14 protein-coding genes and 1 pseudogene are annotated in these 17,502 nt (G+C 72.4%); 8 read left to right on the top strand and 7 right to left on the bottom strand.

Annotated features, from left to right (window positions below; translation table 11 throughout):
* Window positions 1-104 precede the first annotated feature (104 nt).
* From AQJ66_RS40555 to AQJ66_RS00770, 4 genes are all read left to right on the top strand, one after another.
* Window positions 105-233 (top strand): hypothetical protein, encoded by a 129-nt coding sequence (locus AQJ66_RS40555; RefSeq protein ID WP_279617302.1) that lies wholly within the window; start codon window positions 105-107, stop codon window positions 231-233.
* A gap of 176 nt (window positions 234-409) precedes the next feature.
* Window positions 410-1,294, top strand: a complete 885-nt coding sequence (locus AQJ66_RS00780; protein WP_061914809.1) for a helix-turn-helix transcriptional regulator — start codon at window positions 410-412, stop codon at window positions 1,292-1,294.
* Between the two features lie 801 nt (window positions 1,295-2,095).
* Complete coding sequence (locus tag AQJ66_RS00775) at window positions 2,096-3,040, top strand: NADP-dependent oxidoreductase (protein ID WP_061914807.1); 945 nt, start codon at window positions 2,096-2,098, stop codon at window positions 3,038-3,040.
* Between the two features lie 145 nt (window positions 3,041-3,185).
* A complete protein-coding gene (locus AQJ66_RS00770) occupies window positions 3,186-3,686 on the top strand; it encodes a cupin domain-containing protein (RefSeq protein ID WP_061914804.1) in 501 nt (166 codons plus the stop codon).
* A gap of 289 nt (window positions 3,687-3,975) precedes the next feature.
* On the opposite strand, the gene AQJ66_RS00765 is transcribed toward AQJ66_RS00770, so the two are convergent.
* Window positions 3,976-4,650, bottom strand: a complete 675-nt coding sequence (locus AQJ66_RS00765; protein ID WP_061914801.1) for an HAD family hydrolase — start codon at window positions 4,648-4,650, stop codon at window positions 3,976-3,978.
* 33 nt (window positions 4,651-4,683) lie between these two features.
* Window positions 4,684-5,256 carry an NADPH-dependent FMN reductase gene (locus AQJ66_RS00760; protein WP_061914798.1) on the bottom strand — a complete coding sequence of 191 codons (573 nt, stop codon included), beginning with the start codon at window positions 5,254-5,256 and terminating at the stop codon, window positions 4,684-4,686.
* Window positions 5,257-5,433: 177 nt separating this feature from the next.
* Here AQJ66_RS00760 and AQJ66_RS40910 point away from each other — a divergent pair.
* Window positions 5,434-5,766 (top strand): annotated as a pseudogene (locus tag AQJ66_RS40910) (aldose epimerase family protein); the annotation flags it as partial.
* A gap of 107 nt (window positions 5,767-5,873) precedes the next feature.
* Here the strand turns inward: AQJ66_RS40910 and AQJ66_RS36765 are convergent.
* The 4 genes from AQJ66_RS36765 to AQJ66_RS00735 form a co-directional block, all read right to left on the bottom strand.
* Complete coding sequence (locus tag AQJ66_RS36765) at window positions 5,874-6,971, bottom strand: amino acid permease (RefSeq protein WP_425264252.1); 1,098 nt, start codon at window positions 6,969-6,971, stop codon at window positions 5,874-5,876.
* Window positions 6,972-7,254: 283 nt separating this feature from the next.
* Window positions 7,255-9,609 carry a SpoIIE family protein phosphatase gene (locus tag AQJ66_RS00745; protein ID WP_244162704.1) on the bottom strand — a complete coding sequence of 785 codons (2,355 nt, stop codon included), beginning with the start codon at window positions 9,607-9,609 and terminating at the stop codon, window positions 7,255-7,257.
* A gap of 318 nt (window positions 9,610-9,927) precedes the next feature.
* Window positions 9,928-11,337, bottom strand: coding sequence for a non-reducing end alpha-L-arabinofuranosidase family hydrolase (locus AQJ66_RS00740; RefSeq protein WP_061914786.1), 1,410 nt, complete (start codon window positions 11,335-11,337; stop codon window positions 9,928-9,930).
* A gap of 159 nt (window positions 11,338-11,496) precedes the next feature.
* Window positions 11,497-12,099 (bottom strand): TetR/AcrR family transcriptional regulator, encoded by a 603-nt coding sequence (locus tag AQJ66_RS00735; protein ID WP_061914783.1) that lies wholly within the window; start codon window positions 12,097-12,099, stop codon window positions 11,497-11,499.
* Between the two features lie 156 nt (window positions 12,100-12,255).
* Here AQJ66_RS00735 and AQJ66_RS00730 point away from each other — a divergent pair, with 156 nt between their 5' ends.
* Window positions 12,256-12,714 (top strand): cupin domain-containing protein, encoded by a 459-nt coding sequence (locus tag AQJ66_RS00730; RefSeq protein ID WP_061916579.1) that lies wholly within the window; start codon window positions 12,256-12,258, stop codon window positions 12,712-12,714.
* A gap of 59 nt (window positions 12,715-12,773) precedes the next feature.
* Window positions 12,774-13,592 (top strand): alpha/beta fold hydrolase, encoded by an 819-nt coding sequence (locus tag AQJ66_RS00725; RefSeq protein WP_061914781.1) that lies wholly within the window; start codon window positions 12,774-12,776, stop codon window positions 13,590-13,592.
* A 308-nt stretch (window positions 13,593-13,900) separates the two neighbouring features.
* Here the strand turns inward: AQJ66_RS00725 and AQJ66_RS00720 are convergent, their stop codons facing one another.
* Entirely contained in the window at window positions 13,901-16,003 is a 2,103-nt protein-coding gene (locus AQJ66_RS00720) for a glycosyltransferase family 4 protein (protein ID WP_061914778.1), read from the bottom strand.
* Window positions 16,004-16,105: 102 nt separating this feature from the next.
* Here AQJ66_RS00720 and AQJ66_RS00715 point away from each other — a divergent pair, with 102 nt between their 5' ends.
* A complete protein-coding gene (locus AQJ66_RS00715; protein WP_061914775.1) occupies window positions 16,106-17,443 on the top strand; it encodes a glycosyltransferase in 1,338 nt (445 codons plus the stop codon).
* The last annotated feature ends 59 nt before the right edge of the window (window positions 17,444-17,502 follow it).

The raw sequence follows: 17,502 nt of genomic DNA, 5'->3' as shown, positions 1-17,502 counted from the left end.
GCCGGAGACCGGGCGGGAGAACTGGCGGGCGGTACGCCTGGGCGTTCCCCTTCACCTGGCTCGCGTTCGCGTTCCTCGCTCCGCCCTCGGCGACCAGTGTGCCCGTGAGGGTGGCGACCTGGATGCTGCTGCCGACCGGCACGCCTGCGGCGACCTGGACGGCACTGTGCCTCGCGGTGGTCGGCACGACGCTCTACGCCCTCGCGGGACCGGAAGCCCTCACGTCGTGGTGACCGGGTGCGCCGGGCGGGGGGCGCGGTCAAGCGGGCCCTCATCCCAACGAGTCGGCGAGCAGGACCCGTTGGTCTTGGAACGATCACGCTCCGGGTGAGACCTCTTCCGATACGGTGGATCTCGCCGACCGGACAGTCCATCGGCAGATGTCTCGTCCACGGAGGCTGAGAGAAGGATGGACCGGGCGTTGCTGGCCGATTTCCTGCGGGCACGCCGGGAGGTGCTGCAGCCGGAGGATGTCGGGCTTCCTCGCGGTTCGCGGCGTCGTACCGGTGGGCTGCGGCGTGAGGAGGTGGCCGCGCTGGCTGGTATGTCGGTGGACTACTACAGCCGGATCGAGCAGCAGCGTGGTCCGGTGCCGTCCGAGCAGGTGCTCGCCGGGCTCGCCCGGGGGCTGCACCTCACCTTGAGCGAGCGGGACTACCTCTTCGATCTCGCGGGGCACTCGGCGCCGCGGCGGGTTCTGCGTGACGATCACGTCAGTCCCACCATGATGCGCATCATCGAACGGCTCGCGGACACACCCGCGTTGGTGATGTCCCGGTTCCACGAGACGCTGCTGCAGACCGGGCCGGCGGTCGCCCTGCTGGGCGACTACACCCGCTTCAGCGGACTGTCCCGCTACCTGGTCTACCGCTGGTTCACCGACCCGGCCCAACGCGACCTCTACCCCGTCGAGGACCACGGCCTACGCGGCAGGGTCTTCACCGCGGACCTTCGGGCGGCGTACACGGCGGACCCGACGGGCAGGGCCGGTGACATCGTCGCCGCCCTGCTGGAGGCCAGCCAGGAATTCACCGAGGTCTGGCGATTGCACGAGGTGGATGTCACCCACCACAACGACCTCAAACGCTACCGGCATCCCGAGTTGGGCGAGCTGGAGCTGTACTGCCAGCGCCTGGTCGACCCCGACCAGGCCCAGGAACTGCTGGTCTTCTCCGCCACACCCGGCTCACCCAGCTACGAGAAGCTTCAACTCCTCCCCGCCGTGGGCGCTGGACGAGTAGTTCCGAATGCGGGCTCCTCAGGCGTAGGGAGGGTGCCCGACATCGGGTTGTGACGCCCGATTCGGAAACCCTCTCGACCGCACTCCACGTGCAGGTCGATGACCGTTCGAAGACCCTGCGGTGGGCGTGGGCGCCCGTATCTGCCGCGGACAAGGGCTGCATCGCCGCCGGCCTCGACCGCTTCCTCACCGCCCGCGGCACCCCACAGCCCGCAGAAGGCCTGCTCAAGACGGTACGTCAGCTGATCGAGTCATCGACGAGAACGTGTCCGTGGCCTCGCTCCCGAGCCGGCCGGCTGTCGGCCGATCGGCACGGCCCAGACCCGCATGACGACCTCTCGTTCGACTGGGCGGGCGACCGCCGTAGAGGCGTCACGCCCATGGCCGCGGTTCCGGCAGTGATGGCATTCGCCGTCTCGCTGCCCGCCGTCCGCGCGCCGATCAAGGCATTCCGCGACTGGACGCGGACGGCGACCGACGCGGAACGAACACTCCGCCGCTGTGCGACGACAAGCCGCTCATCTCTATCTGCGCCGCGTGGGCAGCCACGGACAACTTGTCCGTGGATAAGTACGGCCTTCATCCGAGTTCTGATGCACGCCACGCTTGCTCAGTCGAACACGGAAGGTCGGGATGGACCGGGCGTTGCCGGCCGATTCTCCGCGGGCACGCCGGAAGGTGCTGCGGCCGGAGGACGTCGGGCTTCCTCGCGGTTCACGGCTTCGTACCGGTGGGCTGCGGCGTGCGGAGGTGGCCGCGCTCAATGAGTTGTCGCTTCGCACATGAAGCAGGGCAGGACCCAAGAGTGCTTTGAAGGCGAAGCACCTCGCATGTATCGAAAGACGAGGATTTCCCATGAAGGCAGTGCGTTTCCACGAGTACGGCGACCCGAGCGTCCTGCGTTACGAGGACGTCGAGCAGCCCGTCCCCGGCGCCGGGCAGGTTCTGGTCCGGGTCGCCGCGACATCGTTCAACGGTGTCGACGGCAACATCCGCGGGGGCTTCATGCAGGGCCCCATCCCGGTGGTGTTGCCGCACACTCCCGGCATCGACGTCTCAGGCACGGTCGACGCGCTGGGTGAGGACGTGGCCGGCCTCGAAGTCGGCGACACGGTCGTCGGCTTCCTGCCGATGACGGGCGACGGCGCGGCCGCGGAGTACGTGGTGGCTCCGGCCGGGATTCTGACGCCGGCGCCTCGGAGCATTTCGCTGCCCGATGCCGCCGCGCTGCCGTTGGTCGGCCTGACTGCCTGGCAGGCCCTCTTCGATCACGCGAAGCTGGCGGCGGGGCAGCGCGTACTCATCAACGGTGCGGGCGGCGCGGTCGGCGGCTACGCCGTGCAGCTGGCCAAGAACGCCGGCGCCTACGTGATCGCCACGGCCGGGCCGCGCAGCGGCGAGCACGTCGCGGCGGCGGGTGCCGACGAGGTCGTCGACCACACCGCCACCGAGGTGAGCGCGGCAGTGACCGAGCCGGTCGACGTGGTGCTCAACCTCGCGCCGATCGACCCGGCGCGACTGGCCGCGCTGCCCGCCCTGATCCGTTCCGGTGGAGTGCTGGTGAACACCACGGTGTGGATGCCTGCGCCCAGCGACGAACAACGCGGCGTGCGCGGTATCGACCTGTTCGTCAACAGCGACGCCGAACAGCTGTCGCGGCTGGTGGCGTTGGTCGACTCCGGCGGCCTGCGCGTCGACGTGGCGCAGCGAGTGCCGCTGGCGCAGCTGCCGGCGGTCCACGCCCAGGCCGCAACGGGCGAGCTGCACGGCAAGGTCGTCATCGTCGCGCCTGCCGCCTGACACGGCTTCGAAGGGGAGCGGCCACGACCCTGTCCCTGGATCCGGAGATGGCCCAGGCACCGGCCCGGATGGTCGTGGCCGCCGAATTCCGGCTCGACCCGGCGTTCCACCACGCCCCGCACCGCATGCGAAGGAGACGACCCCGATGATCCCCGACGACGACCCGTCCCGCCCGCTGACCGTGGCGCATCCCGACGACCCCGGCACGACGTACATCTCCCTGGTGGGCAACACGTACGCCATGCTGGTCACCGGCGAGCAGACCAACGGCCGGTACTGCCTGATCGAGATGCGCGTCCCCGACGGTGGCGGCCCGCCGCCGCACCGGCACGATTTCGAGGAGATGTTCACGATCCTCGAGGGCGAGATCGAGTTCACCTTCCGCGGCGACAAGCACACCGTACGGGCCGGGTCCACGATCAACATCCCGGCCAACGCGCCGCACAGCTTCCGCAACGCGTCGGGTGCGCCGGCCCGCATGCTGTGCATGTGCACCCCCGCCGGCCAGGACGAGTACTTCACCCGTATCGGCGATATCGTCGCGGGCAAGGACGCGCCGCCGCCCCAACTGTCGCAGGACGAGCTCACGGAGCGCCGCCGCCGCGCGGCCGAGTTGGCCTCGGCCTACCGAAGCGAGTTCCTGTGACTCACGGGGCCGCCAAGCCCGGCACCGGCCGGCAGGGTTGAGTCCCCCCGCCGAACTGGACAGCCCGGACCGGGAAGTTCGGGTCCAGGAGCCGCAGTCCAGGGCGAGTGGCAGGAGCACCCTACTGGTCTCCTCGCAGCGGCGCACGGCCTGTGTACGGCTCGCCGCGCGTCGGTGGGCGAGCCGGGCGGGGGCGGCCGCCGTCAGGGCGCCGGCGCCCGTGCCCGGCGCGCGCGAGCGGGCGCTGCCGGCCGTCGGGGCGCCCTGGGCCGCGACGGGCGTGCCGGGGTCACAGGCCGGGGAACGGCTCTGTCATCGACTCCAGCACGTAGTCGGCTCTCGCGGCGCGCAGTTGCCGTGCGGTGTAGTGGCCGCTGGCGATCCCGACGGCCGAGGCGTCCGCCGCGTGCGCGGCTTCGATGTCGCGCGGGGTGTCGCCGACGACGTACACCTCGGCCCTGGCGAGGGCGCGTCCGTGCAGTCGGGCCGCCTTCGCGACGGCCAGGCGTGTCACCTCTTCCCGGTCGGCGGAGTCCGATCCGTAGGCGCCGAACACGAAGTAGCGGCCCAGTTTGCCCGGCTCCATCTTCATCCTCGCCGCGCCTTCCATGGCGCCGGACACCACGCCCAGAATGGCACCTGCCCGTCCGAGCCGGCGCAAGGTCTCCTCGGCGCCGTCGAGAACGCGGTAGGTGTCGGACGACCAGATTTCCTCGGCCAGGTGCCACAGGTAGGCGCTGTAGAGCCGCATCATCTCGTCGTGACTCGGGTCGCGGCCCAGTACCGCGCGGAATGTCTCCCGTCCCACCTGCGGGTCGGTCTCCCCCGCCGAGGTGTGCTCTCCGATGTCCGCGGGTATTCCGTGCAGCTGGTCGAACGCCCGGGCCCAACTGCGTGCTCCCGCGCCTCCGGTGTGTATCAGGGTCTCGTCGATGTCGAAGAGAACAGCGAGGGGTGCCGTCATGTCCGTTCTCCCGCGACACAGGGTGACGAAGAGTCAGGTTCTGGGTGGTAGCACGGTGAGCACTCGGACGATGTGGTCCCGGTACTCCCGCATGAAGTTACGGAGGAAATCCTCCGTACCGGAGTCGGTCACCTCGCCCTCGTCTCCGAACACCTCAGGGACGAATCTGACGTACGCCTCCGGTGCGTTCATCTGCGGAGAGTTGCAGTAGCTGAGGACGCTGCGCAGGCTCTGCTGGGCCACCGCCGTTCCGATCGCACCCGGTGAGGCGCCGATCACGGCAGACGGTTTGTGCGTGAACGAATTGTCCCCCCAGGGACGGCTGGCCCAGTCGATGGCGTTCTTGAGTGCGCCGGGGATCGAGCGGTTGTACTCCGGCGTCACGAACAGGATGGCGTCGGCGGCGGCGATGGCCGCCTTGAGCGCCTTTCCTTCGGCGGGATAGTCGCTGTCGTAGTCGTAGCTGTAGAGCGGGAGGTCCTTGATGGGGATCTCGGTGAACTCCAGTTCAGGGGGTGCCAGTCTGATCAGCGCTTTGGAAAGGGTGCGGTTGATCGACCGGCCGGCCAGGCTGCCGATGATGTATCCGACCTTGTACGTGGCCATTTCCCCTCGATTCGCTGTGCGCGCGCACGCTCTCGACACCTGTGGCACAAAGGGACGAAGGGCCCCTCATTGCAGGAAACCACAACGCCCGGTTTTCGGCGCTCCCAGGGAGATGCGCCGGAGGGGCACCGAACGGCTGTCGGCCGCGGTGGGCCGCGCGGAGAGCGGGCCGCGCGGATGCGGCGGAGAATGGAAGACACCCTGAGGACACGGAGAGCGAGCATGGCGGCTCCGTCGGGCAACCAGCACCAGATTCGTCATGGCGAGCAACTGGTGGAGATCACGGAGGTCGGCGCGGGCCTGCGGTCGTACACCGTGGGTGGACGCCGGATCCTGGACGGGTACGGGCCGCAGGAGAGGTGCACGGGCGCTCGCGGCCACTCCATGATCCCCTGGCCCAACCGGATCCGCGGGGGGAGGTACACCTGGGCGGGCACGGCCTTCCAGCTCGACCTCAGTGAGCCGGAGAAGCTGGGTGCGATCCACGGTCTGACCCGGTGGGTGCCGTGGCGGTACCTGGAGGGCACCGCGGAGGCACCCGCGACGCCGACGGCAGGGCGCGGGTCCGGCTCACTCAGGACGGGGGGGGCGGCCGTGACCCTCTGGGTCGATGACGCCTACCCGTACGTAGAGATCTTCACCGGCGACACACTCCCCGAAGCGGATCGGCGGCGCACCGGTCTGGGCGTGGAGCCGATGACGTGCGCGCCGGACGCGTTCAATTCCGGTGAGGGCCTGATCACCCTGGAGCCCGGGCAGACGCACGAGGCGCGGTGGGGCATCGATCCGGGCGTGAAGGAGGGCGAGGTATGAGCGCGATCACCGTTGTCCCGGTGCCGTAGGCGCCGGCGGTCAGCTGGGCCAGGACCGTCACGCCTTGGCGGGGGACCACGTGGTGCCGGTGGATGACCAGCGTCAGCCCGACCAGCAGCGCCGCCAGGAGCCACGCCCAGGAGGAGTTCGGTGCGCTGCGCCCGCCCGACGCGCGGCTTGCGGAACATCGGGACGGCGTTGGCGACGGCCTCGATCCCGGTCAGCGCGGAGCATCCCGCCGAGAACGCCTTGAGCAGCAGGAGCAGTCCCAGTGCCTCGGTGGCGTGGAGGGACTGGGGCGCGCCGACGGTCGCGGCGGGTGCCGGACGCGACAGGCCCACGACGACGCCGAGCACGCTCACGACGAAGAGCGCCATGGGCAGCATCAGCACGCGCGCGCTGTCCGCGACGCCCCGCAGGTTCACGGCGGTGAGCAGAGCCGGCCCGACCAGACACACGGCCAGGGAATGGTGTGCGAGGACCGGGAAAGCCGACGCGAGGCTGGCGGCGCCGGCGGCGAGGCTGACCGCGACGGTCAGGACGTGGTCGACCACGAGGCCGGCCGCGGCGAGCAGACTGATCCGGGTTCCCAGATCCTTCTTCGCCACGGCGTACGATCCGCCGCCGTCCGGATGCACGGCGATCACCTGGCAGTACGAGACGACCAGGACGCCCGGCAGCCCGACGATGACCAGGGTGATCGGCAGCGCCGCGGTGATCGCTCCCGCCCCGGCGACCGCCAGGGTGACCATGATGGCCTCGGGACCGTACGCGACCGAACTCAGCGCGTCCAACGACAGCGCGGCGAGCCCCTCGACGGTGGTCAGACGTGACTTGCCGCCCTCGCCGTGGCACCGCGGGATCTTCGGATGGAGCTTTCCGGTGGCCAGTCCGAACGTCACGCCGACCCCTCGTGGTTGTCCGTGGCGGGCCCCGCTGGTCTCCGGTCGTGGACGTGTCGCGTCCCCTGCAGGCGGATGGGCCCTCGTGCGGGGAATGGTTCCTCGGGCGGCGTCCGTGGACGGCCGTCTCCGGTGCGGGTTCGCTCCCCTGGCCGAAGCACCGGCCGGCCGGGGCGGCGCCGAGGGGCGCGTCGCGGCGCCATGCCGGGTGCCCGGGGTGACGGGCGGGCTTTCGGCGCACGCCAGGCGCGGCGATCGCCGAACGGCGGATTCCCGGCGGACCTCACCGCGATCGAAGCTCGGAGGGGACCGGGTGCTGGGAGAGGGCCTGCTCAGTCCAGATGATCTTTCCGGACCGTGTGTACCGGGTGCCCCAGTGCTGGGCGAGCTGGGCGACGATGAACAGTCCGCGGCCGCCTTCGTCGAGGGTGCGGGCGTGGCGCAGGTGCGGCGCGGCGGGACTGGCGTCCGAGACCTCGCAGGTGAGGACCCGGTCCTTGATGAGGCGCAGTCGCACCGGTGGTGTGCCGTGGCGCAGGGCGTTGGTGACCAGCTCGCTGACGATGATCTCGGTGGCGAGGGAGTTGCCGGTCAGGTCCCAGTCGGCGAGTTGTCGCACCGCTCGGTCACGGGCCGAGGCCACCTCCTCGGGGTGTGGGGGGATGGTCCAGGTGGCGACCTGGTCCTCGTCGAGGATCCGGGTGCGGGCCAGCAGGAGGAGGGCGTCGGCCTCGGGGCGCTGGGCGGCCTGGATGGCGTAGACGGCGTCGTCGAGCAGCTCGGTCAGAGGACGGTCCGGGCGGGACAGCACCCGGCGAAGGCGGTTCCGGGCCGTGTCGGGGGAGGTGGTGCGATAGGCGTCCAGGAACCCGTCGTTGGACAGCGCGACGATGCTGCCCGAGGCGAGCACCGTCCGTGTGGCGGCGAACGGCTCCTCCTCGTCGCCCAGGGACGGGCCGCGGGGGACGTCCGGGATCTCGCTGGTGCCGTCCGGGTGGACGAGCACCGGAGGCGGGTAGTTGGCACACGCCATCGCGCAGTCACCGCTGAGCGGGTCGTACACCACGTAGGCGCACGCGGCTCTCAGCGGCTCGTGGCGCAGCGGGTCCGCGGGCGGCAGTGCGGACCGTTCGCCGGCCAGACGGATCACCGTGTCGTTGAGGCGTGCGAGGAGTTCGTCGGGATCCAGGTCCAGTGCGGCGAGGGTGTTGATCGCGGTGCGCAGCTGCCCCATGGTGGTGGCGGTGTGGATGCCGTGCCCGGCCACGTCGCCCACGGTGAGGGCGAGCCGGGCGCTGGACAGCGGGATCGCGTCGAACCAGCCTCCACTCACCTCCGCGGGCCTGTGGAAGTGGGCGACCTCGGCGGCCGTCAGGGGGGCGTGGCCCTGCGGCAGGAGGTGGCGCTGCAGGGTGAGGGCGATGGTGTGCTCGCGGGTGAACCGGCGGGCGTTGTCGAGGCATACGGCGGTGAGCGCCGCCAGTTCGCCGGCGAGGAGCAAGTCGTCGTTCGTGAAGGGTTCGGGCCGGGTGGAGCGGTAGAAGCCGGCCATGCCGAGCACGGCTCCGCGCAGGACGAGGGGGGCGACGATCATGGAGTGGACTCCGCCCTCGCGCATCGCCCGTCCCCGTTCCGGGTCCGCGGCCAGCCACGGGGTGGTCTCGTCCAGGGCGACCAGGCGGGGTTCGAGGTCGTTGAGGCTCTGTGTGTACGGCGTGGGGAAGGGAAACCCGCTGCTGTCCCGCCCCGGGAACGCCCGCGACCGGCCCGTTGCCGACTTGAAGGCGGCGCGCCGCATGGGCTCGTCGCCGAGGAGCGGCCCGAGTGGCGGGTCGTTCCCGCGCACCACCGCGTCCAGGACGTCCACCACCGCCGTGTCCGCGAACTCCGGGACGACCACGTCCGCGAGTTCGCGGCAGGTCGTGGTCACGTCGAGAGAGCTGCCGATCCGCTTTCGGGCCGCTTCCCGCACGGCCGCGCGTCCCCGCCGCCGCTCGCGCTCGGTGACGTCGATCACGGACGCCACGGCGCCCAGCACGCGACCGTTCCTGGCCTGGAGGCGGAACACGGAGACCGAGTAGACGCGCTCGGGGCCGGTCTCGGCGGACGGCCTGCCTCGCACGAGACGGTCGAGGACCGGTACGCCGGTACGCAGCACGCCGCGGGTCATCGCCGCCACGCCCGCGGGGTCGGCCATGTTCAGGGCGTCGGTCACGGGATGACCGAGCAGACCTTCGGCCGTGATGCCGCGCATGCCGCGGGAGGCGGTGTTGATGCGCTGGATACGCAGGTCCCCGTCCACGACCACCAGCCCGGTCGGCGCTTGCGTGAACAACGCCTCCAGCAGCGCCGAACCGACCTCGTCGCCGGGTCCGGCGCCGCGGTTCCCGGCCGGCCACACCCCCCAGGCCACCGTCCCATCGGCGCGCATCAGCGGGTGTACGCGCAGATCAGGGCCCGCTACCCCGTCGGAGCCGTGCGGGTCGCCGCATCCCCGCCCTTTCAGAGGGCCACCCTCCTGCCCCGCTCTTCGGGTGAAGAGGGTCGTGGCGGAGCGCCCCACGGCCTGGGCGGCAGCCGTGCCGAGCAGGCCTTCGGCCTCCCGGCTCCACTCCACCACCACACCGTCGGCGCTCACGACGAACAGAGGGTCTTGCCGCCTCACGCACCGATCACCTCCGCCGCACGCTCCGGCTCCCTGCCGCCGCCGCACCGATCGCGGCCGCCGCACCGCCGTCCCCCTCCCCTCTCGCGCACCGCTCGGCAGGTGCCGGACTCCTCCAGCCTGCCCCCAGCCGTCGGGGCGCGCCAGCCGTTCCGACCTGCCGGGTCCGCGCACCGGGGGTCTCGGCCGCCACTGACCGGGGCCTCGGTGGGGGGCCGCCCCCGGCCGCCCGCGGCCGACGACGGGAACCCCGGTCGACGCACGGCCGGGGTTCCGCACGCCGGCGGACGGTCAGCGCTGCAGGGTGAGGACACCCGGCCGCCAGGGCAGTTGGTCGTAGGGGCCGCTCGCGGAGGGGGACTTGCCCTGGTAGAGGAACTGCAGGTTGCACGGGTCGATGGTCATGGTCTGGTCGGGGTTGTCGCGGACGAGGTCACCGTGGCTGATGTCGTTGGTCCAGGTGGCACCGCTGTTGGCCTTGCCCGCGAACGGGTTGCCTTCGCTCGCGGCCTGCGGGGTCCAGGAGCCGCTCAGGCTGGAGGCCGTGAACGAGCGGAAGTAGCGGCCGTTCGCACCCATCGCCTCGACGATCATGAGGTACTGGTTCTGGCCCTGGACCTTGTAGACCTGCACTCCCTCGAACAGGTTGCTCGTCGAGTCGCTCATGACCGTCGTGTACGACGAGCCGAAGTTGCCCGGGAAGTTCCCGATCGGCATGCTCGCCCGGTAGATCTTGCCGTTGTCACCGGCGAAGAAGAGGTACATGTTCTGGCCGTCACCGATCAGGGTCTGGTCGATCGGGCCGGTGCCGGAGCCGGAGATGCTGCCGGTGAACAGCGGCTGCGGTGAGGACCACCCGTTGGGGTCGGTCGGGTTGCTCGACGTGCGGTAGACGAAGGGCGACGCACCCCACTGGTACGCCAGCACCCAGATGTTCTTGGGCGCGAAGTAGAACAGCGTGGGCGCCACCGCGGCCTGACTCATCCCGGTCTGGCCGGCCGACGCCATGTCCGACCAGTTCGTGAAGGGGCTGAACATCATCGAGCCGTACGACGATCCCGACACGTTCGACGCGTAGACCAGGTGCCGGCCGTTGTACACCACATCGGTGAAGTCCTTCAGCGAGACCCACCCGTTCGCGGGCTGTGCCAGGGCACCCGTCGACGTCCACCGGTACGTCGACGGAAGGGAACACGTGCCGCCCCCCGGCGGGGTCGACGTTCCGGACAGGCCGGTCCACTTCTGGTTGCTGCCGCCGTTGCACGTCCAGATCTCCACGGCCGTGCCGTTGGCCGTACCGGAGCCCGTGGCCTCCAGGCACAGTCCGGACTCCACGCCGACGACCGTGCCGTCGGAGTTCACTCGCCACTGCTGGTTCGCACCGCCGGAACAGGTCCAGATCTGCACCCGGGTACCGGCCTTGGTGGCGTGGCCCGGAACGTCCAGGCACTTGTTGCCGTACACGGTCAGCTGGTCGGCGTCCGTCGCCGTCCACTGCTGGTTGGTACCGCCCCAGCAGTCGTAGATCTGCAGGTACGTGCCGTCGGTCCGGCTGGCGTCCGGCACGTCGAGACACCGGCCCGAACCGACGTTCCGTAAGGAGCCGCTGGTGGCGGCCTGAGCCGGGCCGGCGACGAGCATCGCCGCCAGCGCGGCGAGCACCACAGACACATGCCTGCGGCCGGGACTTCGTCTACGCATGGCACTTCCCCATCCTGAAGTGAGCGGGCACCACAGTTGACGCTCGAGATATCGAACAAAGGTCGACTGTTCGAGCAGCTGAATGATAGGGAAGCGGTAAGCGACGTCAATCCCTCTCGCATGAATCGCCAGAGGGACCGAAACATTCGCTTCGGAGGCTCAGCCCAGGGCGGCCCGGGTCAGCGTCCTCGCGGTGCGCACGGCGCTGGCGACGGCCTCGTCGGGACCGAGGGCGCACAGGTCGGTGAGGGTGAAGAGGGCCTCGGCACTCACGACCACGGCGAGGTCCCGCTTGAGCTGGGCGAACGCCTCCGGATCCGTCGCCGCCAGGGTGTCCCGCAGAGGCAGGAGCGCCTGGTCGATCAGTCCGAAGCGGACGCCGGGGCGGGCGGCCGCCGCCTCGGGGCGGGTGAGGGTGGCCGCCATCATGGCGCGGACGGAGCCCTGGCGGGCGAGGATGCCGCGCAGCAGGAACTCGCAGGCGTAGGCGACCCGTTCGACGGGGTCCGGATTGTCCGCGACCGGCTCCAGCGCCTCGGCGGGCGGGGGCCAGGCGCCGGCCAGGGCCTCCCCGACCAGGGACGGCAGGTCGGGGAAGTACCGGTAGGCGGTGGCCTCGGAGACCAGGGCCGCCCGGGCGACGGCGGGCATCGTCACCTCGGCGCCCGTCTCGACGAGTCGGCGGGCGGCCTCGACGATCGCCGCGCGTGTGCGCTTCTTCTGGTTGCTGCGGCCCGTCTCGGTGTCGGTCTGCGCCGTCATCGCCACGCCCTCCTCCGGTGTCTTCCTGTTCGCGCTCCCCCATCCTAGCGTCGCACTCTCTTCATGAGAGTGCACTTGCATAACGAGACAGGCCTCCGTACTCTCCTGAGAGTCAGCTCTCACGAAGCACGGCGAGGAGATGCCGCAGAGATGTCGATGAACGAGCCTTCCGTGGTCGGTCCGGACGACGGTGAGACGATCCAGCTCGGGCGGGTGCGGATGCGCATCCTCGAGGACGGCGGCACCACCGGGCACCGGCTGGGGATCGGCGAGATCACCCTCGCCCCGCACACCGAGGGCCCGCCGCAGCACCGGCACGCCCAGCACGACGAGGGCTTCTACGTCGTCTCCGGCACCGTGCACTTCACCGTGGGACGGACGACGTACGCGGCACCGGCCGGCACCCTCGCGATGATCCCGCCCGGCGTCCCGCACACCTTCGCGAACCTCGGCGACGTTCCGGCGGTCATGGTCAACACCTTCACGCCCGACCTGTACGTGCAGTACTTCCGCGACCTGCGGGACATGATCGCCGGCGGCCGGGAGATGACCCCCGAGGCGACGGCCGAGGTGATGAGCCGCTACGCCACCGTTCCCGCCACCGACTTCGCCTGAGCCACGAACCCCGCACGGCTCACCCACAGCTCATCCCAGCCCGTCCGAGGAGAACCCAGATGACCACCACCGTCCGCAACGTCACCCTCTCCCTCGACCAGGGCGACCTCGATCTCACCCTCACCGTCGACGAACGGGGCGAGGGCCGGCCGTTCCTGCTCCTGCACGGCGGCGGCGGGCCCCTGACGGTCGCGTCGTTCGCCGGACTGCTCGCCGAGCGGCGGCCGGCGAGGGTCTTCACCCCCGTCCACCCCGGTTTCCAGGGCACGGCCCGCCCCGACTGGCTGACCGACGTCCCCACCCTCGCCCAGGTCTACGTACGGCTGCTCGACGAACTCGGCCTGGACGACGTCACGGTCGTCGGCAACTCCGTGGGCGGCTGGATCGCCGCCGAGACGGCGGTGCTCGGCAGCGAGCGGATCAGCAGCGTGGTGCTCGTGGGGCCCGCCGGCATCCACGTCCCCGGCCACCCCGTCGCCGACCCGCTGACCCTGACGCCCGGCGAACTGGCCCGGCTCGCCTACCACGAACCCGCGAAGTTCGGCATCGACCCCGCCACGCTGTCCGAGGAGCAGCGCGCGGTCATGGCCGGCAACCGGGCCGCCATCGCGGCCTACGCGGGCCCGCACCTCATGGCCGACCCCACCCTGCGCGAGCGCCTGGCCGAGGTGACGCTGCCGACGCGCCTCGTGTGGGGCGAGAGCGACCGGGTCGTGGACCTCGACTACGGGCGCGCCTACGCCGAGGCCATCCCCGGCGCCGAGTTCCTGCTGCTCCACGCGACCGGGCACATGCCCCAGATCGAGACACCGGAGCAACTCCTCCCGGCCGTCTGGGACTTCGCCGACAAACACGCCGCCGAGCGGCAGATGCGGTGACCCCGGCCCCCCCCGACGACCGGCCGGGAGCCGGGGTCGCCGGTGCCGGTCCTCGCCGTGTGCCGCCTGAGCCGTCCTGCCGTCCTGCCGTCCGTGACGTACGCGCTGTTCGGGGCCGGCTTCGGCTTCGTCGACGCGCCCGTCGCCACCACGGCCGTCTCCGGTCTGCCGCCGGACCGGGCCGGGGTGGCCGCCGCGGTCGCCGCGGCGTACGGCCGGCCTCCTGCTGGAGGATCACCGGTTGCGGGCCGCCGGCCCCGCGCGACCCGGGCGCGCCCCTGCGGACCGAGGGAACTGCCGCGGACCGCTCAGCCCTCGAACACCTCGGCCGCGCCCGGCCGCTGTCCGGCGGCCGGCCGGTGGGCCCGGACCGTCTCGCGGTACTCGTGCGCGAGCGTGTCGGCCATCGTGGTCAGCGAGTAACGGGACGTCACGGTGTGCCGTCCGGCGCGGGCCAGCCGTGTCCGCTGCTCCTCCGGCACGGAGACCAGCCGGCGCAGCCCCCGCGCGAGACCACCGGCCGAACCGGTGTCCAGCAGGATGCCGTTGACGCCGTCGCGCAGGTAGTGCGGCACTCCGCCCCGGCGTGGCCCGGCGGCGGGCAGCCCGGCCTCCATGGCCTCCAGTACGGCGATGCCGAACTCCTCCTTGGCACTGGGGCACACGTACCAGGCGCGCATCCCCCGTTCCGGCTCCGCGAGGGTCCGCTCGAGGCGGCGCACCCGGTCGTTGGGCATCGCGGGCAGCAGGGCCAGGCGCCGGGCGGCCGGTTCCCGGCCGGCCACCAGCGCGCGCAGGGCGGCGCTCATCCGCTGCTCGGCCGGGGTGGGCCGGTCCGTGCCGCCCCCGACGATGACGAGCGTGGTGCGGCGCCACAGGCCCGAGGTGAGCCAGGCCCCGAGCAGCAGGTGCTGCTGCTTGACCGGATGCAGGCGGCCGACGCAGAGGAGCAGGGGCAGCGCACGGTCGCCGGGGTCGAGGGAGTCGGAGCGGGTACCGTCGGCGAACAGCGCGGCCAGCAGGTCCTCGCGGAGTTCATGCTCGTTCTCCGCGGGGGTGTAGGGGGCGATCCCCTCGGGCGGTGCGGCGGGTCCGGCGTCGCCGTAGCGGGCGCCGAGTGCGGGGAAGTGGCGGACGAGGTCCTGCGAGCCGGTCCGGCCGGGTATGCCGATCACGGTGTCGGCGCGGTCCACGAGGCGGTCGGCGACGAAGACGCGGTGCAGGTCGTGGCGCAGCTGCTCCCCGGCCTCGGCGGGGTCCGGGTGCGCGGCGTAGCGCTCGGCCACGTGCCGGTGCGGGTCCGGTGTGGCGGTGAAGACCAGGCGGGCGCCCAGCCGTTCGGCGGCCTGCGCGAGGGCCAGGCTGCCGTCGTCGGCGTACCGCGCGTGCAGCAGGTCCAGCGGTCGGGGCAGGCCGCCCAGCAGCCGGGCGGCCCACCAGGCGAGGGCCGGGCGGTGGGTGTGCAGCGCGTCCTGCTGCGGGGCGGCGGGCGCGTCGACGGGCAGCCGGAGCACCCAGTGGCCGGGGCCGCGTTCGGCCAGCAGGCGCGGGTCGCGGGCCAGGTCCTCGTGGCCGGCGGGCACGACCGTGAGCACGGCGGCGATGCCGTCGCCGGTGGCCAGCCGGTCGCCCAGTCCGGCGAGCAGGACGGACAGCCCGCCGCTGAGCCCCTGTCCCGGGGTGTCGAGTGCGCCGAGCAGCATCGTCTGGGCCACGAGCAGTCCGGTGGCGGGCCACGCGGTGCCGGCCAGGGGCTCGGGTGGGGCCAGGAGCAGGCGTTCGTAGGGGTCGGCGGCCGCGGTGGGCGGGGGCAGGTGCCCGGCGCCCGAGGGCAGCCGGTGCAGGTAGCGCCAGACGGCGTGCCGGGTGGCGCGGTCGGCGTCCGCGGCGAGCCGCGCGGCCCGGCGCGCACTCAGCGGCCGCAGTCCGCTCGTCTCGGCGAGCTCCAGCAGGAGGGCGACGCGGGCGGGGCCGGGCGCGCCGTGCCGGAACACCTGCCGCAGGGTGTCCTCGGCGTGCTCCGCTCCGTACCGGCGCACCGTCTCCGGCCACATCTCGGTCAGGACCGTGGACAGCCGCGGTCCGCCGTGCGCGTGGGCGAGGAGGGCCTCGGGGGTGAACGGGACGGCGAGGCGGCAGGCCTGGCGCAGGGAGGCGACCGTCACGTCCTCGCGGCCGAGCCGGGCCGGCCGGCCCCGCGTCACGACGTGGGGCCGCAGCCCGTACTCCGCCTCCAGGAGAAGGGCGAGGTCACCGGTGTCCGCGCCGCCCGGGACGTGCGGCAGGGCGGCGCCGCGGGGTCCGGCCGCCCGTGCGCAGGTGAAGAAGGCGGTGCGCGCGGCGACGAGCGGGTCGCGGTCGGCGGCGCCGTGCGGGGGCCGCGAGGCCGGGGCGGAAGCGGCAGGGGACACCTGGTCTCCTCCTTGTGGAAGGTTGTGCCGCCGTCGATTCGCCCGTCGCGCGGCGGGCGGATGCACGCATCCGTGCGGGCGCCCGGCGGCGAAGTAGGGGGCATGCCGCGCATCGTCGTCGTCAGCCCGCCGTTCCTCTCGCACGCCACTCCCCTGTCGGCCCTGGCCGCCGCCCTGCGGGCGCGCGGGGCCGAGGTGTACTTCGCCTGCGCGCCCGACTTCGAGGAACTGGCGGTCCGGGCCCGCGTCCGCTTCGTGCCGCTGCTCGTCAGCCGGAACGCGAACACGGGCGTCGCGGAGGCGACCCGGCAGGACGCCGCGGAGGCGGCGCGGCTGACCGAGTTCCTGGAGGCCACCCGCAAGGGAGCCGTCGAGACGCTGGTCACTCAGGCCCGGCACCGGCGCGCGGACATGCTCGCCGACCCGGACGGCGTGTACGACGCGCTCGGTGCCCTCGACGAACGGCTGCGGCCCGACTGGTACGTCGTCGACCAGCTCAGCTACGCGGCCACACTGGCCCTGCACTGCCTCGGCGTGCCGTACGCGACGTACTGCCCGGGGCACCCGACGTACGTGCCGGCCGGCCCCGGCGCCTGGTTCGGCGTCCCCTACGAGTGGCCGCGGGCCCTGCGCCCGGACCCGCACGAACTGGACGGGCTGCACGCCGTCGCGCGGGAGAACGACCTCGCCTTCACCGCGCTGTTCGACAAGTTCGCCCGCGACAGGGCCCCGTCCGCGCCCGCGCCGGGCCGGGCGTTCGCGCTGACCTCGCCGTACGCGGTCCTGTACGCCTATCCCCCGCTGCCCTGGCTGCCGGTGCCCCCCGAGGGTCCGGCCCATCTGTTCGCGGGGCACATGGCCGCCCCGCCGAAACCGCTGGGCACCGGCTGGCGGCAGCGGCTGGAGCGGCTGCGCGGTCACGCCGACCGCGTCGTCCTGGTCGCCCTCGGCACGTTCCTGTCCGCCCGGGACGACGTGCTGCGCACCGTGGTGTCCGGTGTCCTGGACGGCACGGCGGACACGGCCGTGATCGTCGCGGCGGGCGGGCGCACGGACGCGCTGGCGGACCTGGCGGGCGACCGGGCGGTGGTGGTGGAGTCGGTGCCGCAGCAGGCGCTGCTCGAACACGTCGACGCGATGGTGCACCACGGCGGCAACAACTCGTTCACGGAGTGCCTGCGGGCCGGGGTGCCCGCGCTGGTCCTGCCGTTCTCCAGCGACCAGTTCGCCGTGGCGGCCGACGCCGAACGGACCGGTTCGGCCCTGGTCAGGGACCCGAACGCGCTGCTGCCCGAGGACGTGCCGGCCGCCCTCACCGGCCTGCGGCGGGCCGTCGGCCCGCGCATGCCGGTGAGGGCGCGCGCGCTGCGCGGGCGCGGTCCCCGCTGGGGTGCCGCCCGGCTGATGGAGGCGATGAGCGAGCGGGCCCCGGCCCGGTGACCGGGCGGCCGGTCGGTGCGCCGGGCGGCCGGTCGGTGCGCCGGGCGGCCCGGCGGAAA

The organism is Streptomyces bungoensis, assembly GCF_001514215.1.
GTDB classification, from domain to species: domain Bacteria; phylum Actinomycetota; class Actinomycetes; order Streptomycetales; family Streptomycetaceae; genus Streptomyces; species Streptomyces bungoensis.
Note: the sequence above shows the minus strand (reverse complement) of the source record. Positions and strands in the feature narration are given on the sequence as shown.

Excerpts from the sequence above, each read along its gene's own strand:
- AQJ66_RS00780 (WP_061914809.1), top strand. The coding sequence starts at position 410 with ATGGACCGGGCGTTGCTGGCCGATTTCCTGCGGGCACGCCGGGAGGTG.
- AQJ66_RS00775 (WP_061914807.1), top strand. The coding sequence starts at position 2,096 with ATGAAGGCAGTGCGTTTCCACGAGTACGGCGACCCGAGCGTCCTGCGT.
- AQJ66_RS00770 (WP_061914804.1), top strand. The coding sequence starts at position 3,186 with ATGATCCCCGACGACGACCCGTCCCGCCCGCTGACCGTGGCGCATCCC.
- AQJ66_RS00765 (WP_061914801.1), bottom strand. The coding sequence starts at position 4,650 with ATGACGGCACCCCTCGCTGTTCTCTTCGACATCGACGAGACCCTGATA.
- AQJ66_RS00760 (WP_061914798.1), bottom strand. The coding sequence starts at position 5,256 with ATGGCCACGTACAAGGTCGGATACATCATCGGCAGCCTGGCCGGCCGG.
- AQJ66_RS00740 (WP_061914786.1), bottom strand. The coding sequence starts at position 11,337 with ATGCGTAGACGAAGTCCCGGCCGCAGGCATGTGTCTGTGGTGCTCGCC.
- AQJ66_RS00735 (WP_061914783.1), bottom strand. The coding sequence starts at position 12,099 with ATGACGGCGCAGACCGACACCGAGACGGGCCGCAGCAACCAGAAGAAG.
- AQJ66_RS00730 (WP_061916579.1), top strand. The coding sequence starts at position 12,256 with ATGAACGAGCCTTCCGTGGTCGGTCCGGACGACGGTGAGACGATCCAG.
- AQJ66_RS00725 (WP_061914781.1), top strand. The coding sequence starts at position 12,774 with ATGACCACCACCGTCCGCAACGTCACCCTCTCCCTCGACCAGGGCGAC.
- AQJ66_RS00715 (WP_061914775.1), top strand. The coding sequence starts at position 16,106 with ATGCCGCGCATCGTCGTCGTCAGCCCGCCGTTCCTCTCGCACGCCACT.